Below are 1,121 nucleotides of genomic sequence, written 5' to 3' on the forward strand. Positions count from 1 at the left end.
GTCCTGCACCTTGCGCGCGATCGCCTGCGTGCCATCGCGAAACGTCTCGCCGCTGTTGTCGTAGGCATCCTTGGCGTAGCCGGCCGCAACCTCGCCGGCGTCACGCACGGCGTCCTTGGCCTGGCCGTAGAGATTCTGCACGGTGCCGGCGGCCTCGCGCGCCTTGCCCGATGCTTCTGTCTGAGCATCGCCCGCCAGATCTCCGACTGCGCCTTCCGCGCGGCCAGCGAATTCCTTGGCCGATCCGACAATTCGATCCTTGTCCATGTGGTCCTCCTCGGGGGTCAGCCGGAGTAACCGATCAGGCGCAGCGCAGTTCCAAACGCCGAGAGCAATCGCCTACAGAATGAGCCCGCCGTCGACGACCAGCGTCTGGCCGATGATGTAGGACGACAGCGGCGAGGCCAGGAACAGCGCCGCGCCCGCCATGTCGGCCGGCGTGCCCAATCGCCGCAGGGGAATGCGCGACAAGGCACCTTCGAGCCGCTTGGGATTGTCGGTCGTGACCTTCGTCATCTTRGTGTCGACGAGGCCGGGCGCGATGCCATTGACGCGAATGCCGTCCTCGGCCCAGGCCTCCCCTAACGTGCGCGTCAATCCGACCGCGCCGGTCTTCGACGCGTTGTAGGCGGGGTTGCCCATGGTGGAATGATAGGCCGCGGTCGACGACACCATGATCAGCGCGCCCTTCGCATCCCGCAACATGGAATGAAACCGCGTCGCACAGGCCATCAGGCTCATCAGATTGACCTCGACGACCTTGCGGAAACCGCTCATCTCGAACTCGCGGCGGCGATAGATCACCGCGCCCTGTGCCAGCACCAGGATGTCGAGCCGATCGAAGGACGGCTTGAAGGCTTCGATCACACTGGGGTTGCCGACGTCGAGCTGCGCRTAGGCAAGACCGGCGAGATCGGAGCCTTCCTCCGCCGAATATTCCTCCGGCTGAGCACGCGTACCGCAAACCGCGACACGCGCGCCCCTGGCGCGAAAGGCCTGTGCGATGCCGTTGCCGATGCCGCTGGAGCCGCCGACGACCAGCACCTGCTTGCCTGTGAAATCGAGCTCGTTCGCCATCGCGGCCTCCCCTTTTGTCTTGCTTGTTTGACCTGTCTGCGGAT

At 65.1% G+C, this 1,121-nt stretch carries 2 protein-coding genes; both read right to left on the reverse strand.

Annotated features, from left to right (window positions below):
* The coding region (locus tag AC1D00_RS42320; RefSeq protein ID WP_477014806.1) for a CsbD family protein at positions 1-267 on the reverse strand (267 nt) is incomplete at its 3' end.
* Positions 268-339: 72 nt separating this feature from the next.
* On the reverse strand, positions 340-1,077 hold the full coding sequence (locus AC1D00_RS42325; RefSeq protein ID WP_477014807.1) for an SDR family NAD(P)-dependent oxidoreductase: 738 nt from the start codon (positions 1,075-1,077) through the stop codon (positions 340-342).
* Positions 1,078-1,121: the final 44 nt, after the last annotated feature.

This window comes from Bradyrhizobium sp. P2_E8, from assembly GCF_056403875.1.